Origin of the sequence: Streptomyces sp. NPDC059994, assembly GCF_042737755.1 — a bacterium.
In the GTDB taxonomy this organism is placed as follows: Bacteria; Actinomycetota; Actinomycetes; order Streptomycetales; family Streptomycetaceae; genus Streptomyces.
This window is the reverse complement of the sequence record NZ_JBHWUR010000096.1, coordinates 20672-29603: the sequence shown is the minus strand read 5'-3', so window position 1 is coordinate 29603 and position 8932 is coordinate 20672. Positions and strand designations below refer to the sequence as shown.

At 66.1% G+C, this 8932-nt stretch carries 7 protein-coding genes and 3 pseudogenes; 5 read left to right on the top strand and 5 right to left on the bottom strand.

Annotation, left to right across the window (positions count from 1 at the left end; translation table 11 throughout):
- Positions 1 to 235: 235 nt before the first annotated feature.
- Positions 236 to 1404: pseudogene (locus ACFWA7_RS31900) on the top strand (IS3 family transposase).
- A gap of 290 nt (positions 1405 to 1694) precedes the next feature.
- Positions 1695 to 2018, top strand: coding sequence for a hypothetical protein (locus tag ACFWA7_RS31895; protein WP_385543291.1), 324 nt, complete (start codon positions 1695 to 1697; stop codon positions 2016 to 2018).
- A 186-nt stretch (positions 2019 to 2204) separates the two neighbouring features.
- Here the strand turns inward: ACFWA7_RS31895 and ACFWA7_RS31890 are convergent, their stop codons facing one another.
- Both ACFWA7_RS31890 and ACFWA7_RS31885 read right to left on the bottom strand, forming a co-directional pair.
- Positions 2205 to 2330, bottom strand: coding sequence for a hypothetical protein (locus tag ACFWA7_RS31890; RefSeq protein WP_366078023.1), 126 nt, complete (start codon positions 2328 to 2330; stop codon positions 2205 to 2207).
- A gap of 1097 nt (positions 2331 to 3427) precedes the next feature.
- Entirely contained in the window at positions 3428 to 4270 is an 843-nt protein-coding gene (locus tag ACFWA7_RS31885) for a terpene synthase family protein (protein ID WP_385826583.1), read from the bottom strand.
- Positions 4271 to 4372: 102 nt separating this feature from the next.
- Between ACFWA7_RS31885 and ACFWA7_RS31880 the strand changes: the two are divergent.
- Positions 4373 to 4528 (top strand): annotated as a pseudogene (locus ACFWA7_RS31880) (ISL3 family transposase); the annotation flags it as partial.
- 208 nt (positions 4529 to 4736) lie between these two features.
- Here ACFWA7_RS31880 and ACFWA7_RS31875 read toward each other — a convergent pair.
- On the bottom strand, positions 4737 to 5174 hold the full coding sequence (locus ACFWA7_RS31875; protein ID WP_385826581.1) for a transposase: 438 nt from the start codon (positions 5172 to 5174) through the stop codon (positions 4737 to 4739).
- Positions 5166 to 5246: pseudogene (locus tag ACFWA7_RS31870) on the bottom strand (winged helix-turn-helix domain-containing protein); the annotation flags it as partial. The gene ACFWA7_RS31875 and the pseudogene ACFWA7_RS31870, both read right to left, overlap by 9 nt.
- An 803-nt stretch (positions 5247 to 6049) precedes the next feature.
- On the opposite strand from ACFWA7_RS31870, the gene ACFWA7_RS31865 reads away from it, so the two are divergent.
- Positions 6050 to 6820 carry an ISAs1 family transposase gene (locus ACFWA7_RS31865; protein ID WP_385826575.1) on the top strand — a complete coding sequence of 257 codons (771 nt, stop codon included), beginning with the start codon at positions 6050 to 6052 and terminating at the stop codon, positions 6818 to 6820.
- 183 nt (positions 6821 to 7003) lie between these two features.
- On the opposite strand, the gene ACFWA7_RS31860 is transcribed toward ACFWA7_RS31865, so the two are convergent.
- Positions 7004 to 7231, bottom strand: a complete 228-nt coding sequence (locus ACFWA7_RS31860) for a hypothetical protein (protein WP_385543313.1) — start codon at positions 7229 to 7231, stop codon at positions 7004 to 7006.
- A 760-nt stretch (positions 7232 to 7991) separates the two neighbouring features.
- Between ACFWA7_RS31860 and ACFWA7_RS31855 the strand changes: the two genes are divergently transcribed.
- Complete coding sequence (locus tag ACFWA7_RS31855; RefSeq protein WP_385826573.1) at positions 7992 to 8207, top strand: hypothetical protein; 216 nt, start codon at positions 7992 to 7994, stop codon at positions 8205 to 8207.
- Positions 8208 to 8932: the final 725 nt, after the last annotated feature.

The following is an 8932-nucleotide window of genomic DNA, read 5'->3' as shown; positions in this document are numbered from 1 at the left end:
CCAGCCGTGCACCTCGTCAACCGTGACATCCCCACCCATGACTGGCGCAACGAGCGGCTCGCGGGCAGTCACGTCAACTGCGGCTGCAATACTAGGTCTTGTCCGGCCGATCATGTTCGCAGCCAGATGACGAGGGCCGCAGCGGTGGCGGTGCCGAGGAAGACATTGAGCCGCCTCGATGTTCTCGGACAGTGGTCCCCGATAGGGTCGACGTCCGGAACGGTGCAGAGAGCACGTGACATCGAAGCGTATGAAGTTCAGTCCCGAATTCAGGGACGAGGCGGTCAAGATGGTGGTCGTGGAGTCCCGGCCGATCGCTGAGGTCGCGCGGGAAATCCAGGTGAACGAGGGGACTCTGGGTACCTGGGTCAGCCGCTACCGGCAGGAGCATGCCGGCGAGGAACCGCCCCTGAACATCAGCGAACGCGCTCGCCTGCGCGAGCTGGAACGGGAGAACCGTGAACTGCGGATGAAGACCGAGTTTTTGGGAAAAGCGGCGGCCTTCTTCGCCCAGGAATACCGGTGACGGAGAAGTGCGAGTTCATCGATGGCGAGTCCGGAACCTATCCGGTACAGCGGATGTGTGCCTGGGCAGGTGTCTCCACGTCGGGTTTCTACCACTGGCGTTCGAGGCCGTTGTCGGCCACCGCCGAGCGCCGCACAGAAACTCTGGGAAGTCATCCGTCACATCTTCTTCGACTCGCAGGAGACCTACGGCTACCGGCGCGTCCACGCCGCCCTGAAACGCATGAACGTGCAGGCCGGACAGGAGCTGGTACGCGCTCGGATGCGCGAGCTGGGCCTGGTCCCGTGCCAGCCACGGCCCTGGCGGCTGACCACCGTCGCCGATGACATGGCGCCGACCACACCCGACCTGGTGGCCCGGGACTTCACCGCGGATGTACCCGGCCGCAAACTGGTCAGCGATATCACGTATATCCACACCTGGGCCGGGTTTCTCTATCTTGCGACGGTTATCGACTGTCGTACCAGGGCCGTGATCGGCTGGGCGATGGCCGACCATATGACGGCCTCACTCATCTCGGATGCGCTCGACACGGCAGCACGGAACACCAACCTCGCCGATGGCTGCATATTTCATTCGGATCGCGGCAGTCAATACACTTCCCGGGAACTCCGGGGGAAACTCCGTTAGTTGGGACTCAGGGCATCAGTCGGCCGCACCGGGGTCTGCTGGGACATGTCATGGCCGAGTCATTCTTCGGCGCCCTGAAAAACGAGCTCGTGCACCGAACTTCGTTCCCCACGCGTGCACATGCTCACCGGGCGATCGTCCGATACATTGAGATGTTCTGAAATCACAGACGTCTCCACTCCGCACTCGGCTACCGAACCCCCGCAGAAGTCCACGCAGAGTACGAAGAGTTGCAGGCCACGGCATAGACATCCCGCAAAACCCCTGTCCGAGAAACGCAGGGCGCCTCAGTGGCAGGGTCATTGCGTGATCGGGATCTGTCCGGGTTCGTCATGTGAGGCCGAGGGGCGGATGGTGGGGTGCCTGAGCTGACGACCCGGGTGGTGAGAGCCTCGTTCCCAAGGGGCCCTTGGATGTCCTGATTCCGGGGTTCGACTTCACCGCGAGTTCGGCGAGCCTGAGCCAGCCGGGGAGTATTTGTGGCAATTATCCACATAAGAGCGCGCTCCGTACGAGCGCGCGGGTGAGAGGAGGAGCTATGTCTGTGATCATGACGTTGGAGGTCGCCGGCGATCCGAAGGCGATGGAGCAGTACGCCTCGGACAACACGGCGAAGATGCGGGGTGTCCTCGAAGAGGCGAAGCGTCATGGCCTCATCGCGCACCGCTTCTACGGCTCCCATGACGGCGGCAGTCTGATGGTGCTCGACGAGTGGCCTGACCGGCAGAGCTTCGAGTCGTTCTTCCAGGACCAGGGGTCGGAGATCCAGCCGATGTTCGAAGCCGCGGGAGTAACAGCGCAAATCGAGCCGACGTTCTGGCGGGAGCTCGCGACACACGACGCCCACGGCTGGGGCGTCTGAGTGGGGTCGGGGACTGGCGTGGTGGTCTACGCTCCGTTTCCAGTCCCCGCCGCTTCAAACCGTGCATGCAGTTCTCCCGCACACGGCCTTCCGACATCGTTCACCGGCTGGCATGCGCCGTCGTCCTGTGCACATTTCCGGTAAGACGGTCAGGGTCATTGCGTGATCGGGATCTGTCCGGGTTCGTCACGTGAGGCCGAGGGTTCGTAGGGGCCGGAGGTAGTCGCGGCCGGTGTGGCGGAGGGCGGCGGCGATGTTGGTCTGGCCGTCCTGGCGGAAGACGCTGATGGCAAGGTTGCGCAGGGAAGCCATGGCGCGGGGCAGGGTGCCGGTGCGGACCTTGGAGTCGTCCTCGCGGAACGTGCGGTCCCGGACGTGGTGCAGGAGGTTCTCGATGCCCCAGTGGCCTCTGATCCAGGTGGCGAGTTCAGTGCAGGTGGCGTCGAAGACGCTCAGGCTGGTGATCAGGTAGACGCGTTCGCTCGGTTCTCATGGGTCTCGACAACCACATGATCACCAGGACCGTGCCTGCTCTGCTCCCCGGGGTCTCTTGCCGCACAACGGACATGACGCCACGTCACCCACGAGACCGGCGAACCGGACCGATCCCAATCACGCAATGCCCCTGGCCTCAGTGGCTCCCATTCTCGTTGCCGATCACAGACCTGCGGCGTTGCCCATCCCCTTCACGGACAGAGCAACGTGGCTCCCGTTCCCATTGCCCGGGTGGCTCCCGTTCGCCCTGTCAAAAACAGGGGAGCCCAAGCGGCTGTGTGCTCTTGTCGAGCCTGAGCAGGAACGGGCGCGCCCTCACGTGATCCTGGCCGTTAAGACTGTGGACCGCCGCGTACGTCTGTGGCGGCGGACCCGTGGGAGGAGGGGATGACGAGAGAGGCTTACCCGCCGGTTGAGCCGATGCTGGCGCAGGCCGCCGTGCGATCCCGCCCGCGCGCCCGCACGCTTCGCCGGTGGCCTACGAGCAGAAATTCGACGGGCACCTGATGCTGATTTTCACCCCGGTCGGTTCCGGCGGCCGGGTGCTGCTCCAGACCCGCCTCGGCGCCCTGGGCCAAGGCACGTTTCCCGATCTCGTCGCGGCGGCGGAGCAGCTGCCGTACGGGGTGGTCCTCGATGGTGAGGTCCTGGTGTGGGACCCGGAGGTGACTGCGACGGACGGCGGGTGGCCAGGCTCTCGGTGTGCCAGGCGTCGATGTCGGCCTGCTGGCACTGCCCGATGGCGCGGCCGTGGCTGGCGAGTCATGCGAGGAAGGCACCGGCCTGGGTGACTTCCTGTTTGGTGTGGTTGGTCTGGGAGCGTCCCAGACAGTGAGGAGAGGGTGCTCCTTGCGCTGGCTTGGGCCTGTGTCCGGGCTCCCGGCCGCGCAGTCGGCCAAGGACGTTCGGCCGCGTCAGGGCCTGGGCGAGGGGGTACCGCGGGAGTCACCTTGTCGGTCGGGTCGGGTCGGGTGAGCTTGCAGCGCAGCCTCTGCGTGTCGGGCGGTAACCGCCTCGTCCACGGCCATCTCCCTCCAGAGGGACTTCGGGTACCGGTAGCGGAGGCTGACTGCGTGGAAGTTCCATTGGCTTTTCATCACCGCGTCGAGGCCGCCGAGGTAGCGCAGGATGGCGCAGGCCCTGTGCTCGTCTCGTGGGCGCAGATCCTCGGCGAGGCAGGCGACGTGCGAGGAGAGGGTGACGAACTCCTGGATCATGTCGGCGACGATGTAGCCGCTGGCCGTGATCGCGTCGAGCAGGCTGGTCCCTGGGCGGTTCAGGGCAAGGACGGTGATGAGGTTGTTACTGGACCCGAGGTCGATGACCTCCTTTTCGAAGGACACGACGTCGTTTCCGAGAGACGGGATGGCCGCCGTCAGGAACAGAAGACGGTCGAGGGCGGAGACCAGGTTGTCGGGATCGCGGTAGAGGTCGCTGAGGTAGGTGTCGAGGCCGAACTCCAGCAACGAGGTCATGTAGACCATGCCGGAAGTCAGGATCCGCTGCTGGATGTATCCGAACATCGATGGCACGACCCCCGCTGCGGGGATCCCGAGATCTTGGTGCGTGAGCTGCACTTGCTCGCGAAAGCGACTGAGGAAGCAGGCGAACCAGGGCTGTGGAGAGTCGGCGCGCATCTCGCGCAGGAGGTGCCTGACCGCCCCTTCCTGGACACCCTCGCGGCTGGGCACGGCGTCGAGGTTGTCACACATGGCCACGACGGCCGCGGACAGCTGGGGCTCGCCCTGCGCATGCACGCCGGCCAAGTCTCTCCCTTGGGTGTCGTTGAGATACCAGTCGAGCGAGACGACCTTGCTTTGCTGCGTCAGCGCCGCCCTGCTCGCCGTGGGATACACCCGGGCCTGGAGCGAGACCTCGACGCCGTGATCGCCGGCCTCACACTTCCCTACAGCAACGGCCCCACCGAAGGCGTCAATACCAAGACCAAACGGATCGCGCGCCAGATACACGGACGAGCAGGCTTCACCCTCCTACGCCGCCGCATCCTCCTCGGATATCAGCACTTTCCGTCACCACCGAATGTGAGACAGGGCCGTTCATTTGACCGACCCTGTCGTAGGCGGGGAAGCAGGTGCGCCGGTGGAAGGCCGGTCTGATGCCGGCGGCGGGACAGAGTGGGTCGCAGACGGCGAATCGGATCCGGCTGTGGCGTGAGGCGGCGGCGCCCCCGACCTTTGGTGACCTTGTCACCAAAGGATTACCTCAGTGGGTCACCGTCGACGGGGTGCAGATCTGGGTGATCTGCTGCGTGCCGACCGGCAGGCCCAGGACGAGCGCCGGGGAGGTGCTCTGGGTCGCGCAGCTCGACACGACAGTGACGCCGCCGTGGCCGCCGCCGTAACCGCGGTCGTGGCCGCCGCCGTAACCTCCGCCGAAGGCGGAGAGCACGTCCGCGGTGAACTTCTCCGGGAAGACGGTGAACCACAGCGCGCCCCGCGAAGCGACTGCCGACATGATGTTGACCTTGAAGCGTCGGCCGTTGACCCGCACGATCGGGGTGCGCCCGGCCGGGGCCCAGGAGCGTCCGGGCGGCGCTGTGTCGGACCGCAGGCCGCACTGATCAGCCCAGACCAGCTCGGCTTTCTCCCGCTTGGCCCGCGCGGCGATCGCCGGATACTTCTCCTCCAGCCAGGCCCGCACCTGTTCGTCCTGCTGCCGGTAGGAGCGACGGGTGGGACGCTGCGGGGTGAAGCCGTGTCGGCGCAGCCATTTACCCCACCCCCTGTTCCGTCATCGACACCCCGCACACCAGCCGGATCAAAGCCCTCGTCGAGGCACGGGTCCACATCACCCCGCTCTGCCCCAGGTCGGCCGGGGTGTAGTCCCGCATCGCCCGCAACGCCGCACCACGAGGGGAGTCATCGAGTAACTCGCCTTTCCCCGCCCGCGATTCACGCTCGGCCGCCAGTAGCGCCGGCCTGCCGCCGGCCTTGAAGGCCCGCCACCAGGTGCCCACCGACCGGAGACGCCGAACAACTCCGCGGCCCGGCCGTATGTCACCACCCGCCCCGACTCCAGCGCCGCAACCACCCGCAGCCGAAGATCCTCCTGCGCATCCGGCGACAGCCGGCGCATATCCCCACCCTCGATCACACCCGACCAACGACCAGGCAACCGAGGAGTTCGGCTCAATATGTGCCGAATGAGCTATTCATCAGATGAATCATTTGTCGCTACCTCGATCTTTCGTGGTGGGCCGCCGACGGGATCGGCGGCCTATTTCGTTATCGGTGGGCCAAGGGCGGGCATGGCCGATGGCCCGGGTGTCGTCTCGGGTGAACGCTGGGTTCCACTGCTCCGGACTGGGTGCTCTTCTTGTAGGGGCCGGTGAATTGCTGCTCAGCCGGGGTTCGGCAGGAGTGCGAGGCGTTCGAGGGCAGGGCGGCGCGGGGTGCGTCACCCGTTCGTGGAAGTGCTGCTGGTTGCCGCCTCGGCGGTGGTCGCCGGCGCTCGCTCGTACGCGGCGATCGGTCAGTGGTCCGTGAGCGCACCGCAGCACGCTCTGGTTCGGCTGGGTGCCCGTGTGGTGGGCGCGTTGGGGGTGCGTGTCGCGCAACGAAATCACGTGCTGCGCCGCGCTGTTGGAGCCCTACGACCTGACCGGGGTCACCGTCACGGCCGATGCTCTGCACACGCAGCGCGACCACGCGCGCTACCTGGTGGAAGAGAAGAAGGCGCACTGCCTGCTGGTGGTCAAGGCCAACCAGCCTGGTCTGCACCGCGGGTTCCGGTCGCTGCCGTGGAAGGAGGTCACCGCGCGGCGCTACGACCGCCAGGTGAGCCACGGCCGCAAGCAGACCCGTGTGACCAGGGCCCTCACTGTCACCGGCCTCGGCCTGGACTTCCCTCATGCCGTCCAGGCCGTGCGTGTCCTGCGTCACCGAACCGACCTCAAAAGCGGAAAGTGCAGCCGCCGGACCCTCAACGCGATCACGGACCCGACCTCGCAACAAGCCTCGCCCCGGCGGCTCGGTCAGCTCGTCACGTCACAGTGGACCATCGAGAACCGGCTCCACTCCGTCCGCGACAACACCTTCGGCGAGGACACCTCGAAGACCCGTACCGGCCACGGGCCCGAGAACATGGCCACCATGCGCAACCCGGCGATCAACACGCTTTGGCAACACGGACACACCAACATCGCCGCCGGCCTCCGCCACGCCGCCTACGACCCCTTCAACCGGCCGCTGGACCTGCTGAACATCCCCCGACCAGCCGGTCTACATGATCACCGCGACTTTGAAACGCCCCTGAGCCCTCACCTCAGTCGTGCTCGCAACACGTGACTGGCCTCCTGTTGTTCCCAGGACGGAGACCCGTGACAACAGGGGTGGTCGCGCCCTCGGAACGATGTGCAAGGTTCGGCTGAAGCACACGTCGCTGGGCTCCATACGAAGGTCGGGGAAGCGCTGACGAAAGCGTCAGCCCTTCCCCGACCGATGGTGAACGCCTGTCACCAAGGGGTTACCTCAGTGGGTCACCGTCGACGGGGTGCAGGTCTGGGTGATCTGCTGCGTGCCGACCGGCAGGCCGGCGACGAGCGCCGGAGAGGTGCTCTGGGTCGTGCAGGTCGACACGACGGTTGCGTCGCCGTCGCCGCCGCCGTAGCCGCCACCGCCAAAGGCGGAGAGCACGGCCCGCTCGGGCAGCAGTTCGCCCGCGAGGTTGTTGATCTCCTCAAAGTTAACGGCAGACATGCGATTTCCTTTCCTCATGCACTGCAGGCGGATTGCTCCCGCCTGGAGATTGCATTTATAGCAGCCGCCAAACCAAGACAACCAATTTACAGTAGCTGTGGCGGCAGGGTTCATCCATTCAGTCTCCATATGTCATTTCACGATACTGGTGTGTAGTGTGAAAAGGAGATTGGCCGTCACGGACTGCTGAAGTATCGAGCCGGGACTGTCGGGTTGTCCGGTCGCTGGTGAGGTGTGACCGCGGTCGAGGATGTGCGTCGGCTGAGGCCGGCTGGGGTGGGGCTGCGGGTGGTGGCCGCGTTGGAGTCTGGGACGGTGCGCGCGTACGGGCAGGCGGCTGGGGTGTTCGGGGTCTCGCGGCGGTGGGTGCTTCCTTCCGTATACGAGCGAGGGCAGGCCGGTGACCGGCACGAGCTCCAGCACCTCGTCGACCAGCTGACTGCGACGGACTGCGGCGGACTGGCTCACCGAGGCCGCCGTCACCGATCAAGCACAGCCGCACCGGCCTGTGGACAGAGGCCGATGACCGGACGAGCTTCCTTGCCGGTCGAGGGGGTTGAGGGCGCAGGTCAGCGCGTCCTGGGTGGAGGGCCACGTCCAGAGCAAGGGAGGCTGGCCATGGAACTGCTCAGGGTCTCCGACCGACTGCCGCAGTGTTCACGCTGCCGCGGCGACCTCATTCGGCCACGGCGCCGCACAGTGTGGTGGACCAGCATGGTGGCGCGGGTGAAGCCCTCGGCTGCGGCAGCCGTGGAACGCCGTGACGCTGATGTTCACCGCCGTGGCGTCGGTGTTCTGCGGCCTGGCAGCGGGTGATGACCCGTCGGTGTCAATCGGGCTGTTGAGCCTGTGGGTCACCGGTCTGGGCATGGCCGGGCTGTTCCTCATCCCCGCCGCCAGCTCCCGCCTGCTGCCGAATGTCATCCGCCAGCGCGCCGCCGACCGCACCGGCCCCGCCGGTTCGAGCAGCTCCTGATTGCGCAGAACTCTGTCGTTGCCGCCCCAGTCGTACAGGGTGCGTCCCCGTAGGGGACGACGGGTGATTCTCCGGCCTCAGTGCACGTACCGCTTGCTCGATCTTCCCCAACTTGGCCTCCAGCTGCTTGGTGGGCCGGTTCTCCAGCAGGACCCACGCCACAGCGTCGAGGTTGACGGTGAACTCCAACGTCTCGACTGCTCCAGCTGGACCGTCCGCGTTCACCTATGAGAAACCCTCACTGTCCTGACGTCCGGTGGACTTCTGGCAGCACGAACTGCGGAAACGGTGTGTACGGGAACAGCACGAGCGTCATGCTGAGCACCATGCCGAGCCTCGCACATCCCCTTTTCAGCGCTCCCGTTGACGCTATCGACACCGAGATGCTCCGTGATTTCCAGGCCCTGGAATTGGAGGAGAGCTTCACCGTCGACTACAAACGCGGCTTCGATGCAGCAGCCGAGACCGTCGCTGCGATGGCAAACACCTACGGCGGCCTCATGCGGCGGGATTCTCTACCGCAGGGGCACGGCCGCGGCGTCCGCCCGCCGCTGACCGTACGAGCGGGCTGGAGGAGGCCGGGAGAGCCGGAGGGCGCTCTCCCGCCGGGGGACGGTGACGTACCGTCACATCAGGGGCGCTCGCCCACGGCAAGGAAGAGCCGACGGCTGGCGGACGGGCGCCGTTCACGCACCTTTGAGTGCACCACACGGGCCGCGCCAGCC

Excerpts from the sequence above, each read along its gene's own strand:
- ACFWA7_RS31860 (WP_385543313.1), bottom strand. The coding sequence starts at position 7,231 with ATGTCTGCCGTTAACTTTGAGGAGATCAACAACCTCGCGGGCGAACTG.
- ACFWA7_RS31895 (WP_385543291.1), top strand. The coding sequence starts at position 1,695 with ATGTCTGTGATCATGACGTTGGAGGTCGCCGGCGATCCGAAGGCGATG.
- ACFWA7_RS31890 (WP_366078023.1), bottom strand. The coding sequence starts at position 2,330 with ATGGCTTCCCTGCGCAACCTTGCCATCAGCGTCTTCCGCCAGGACGGC.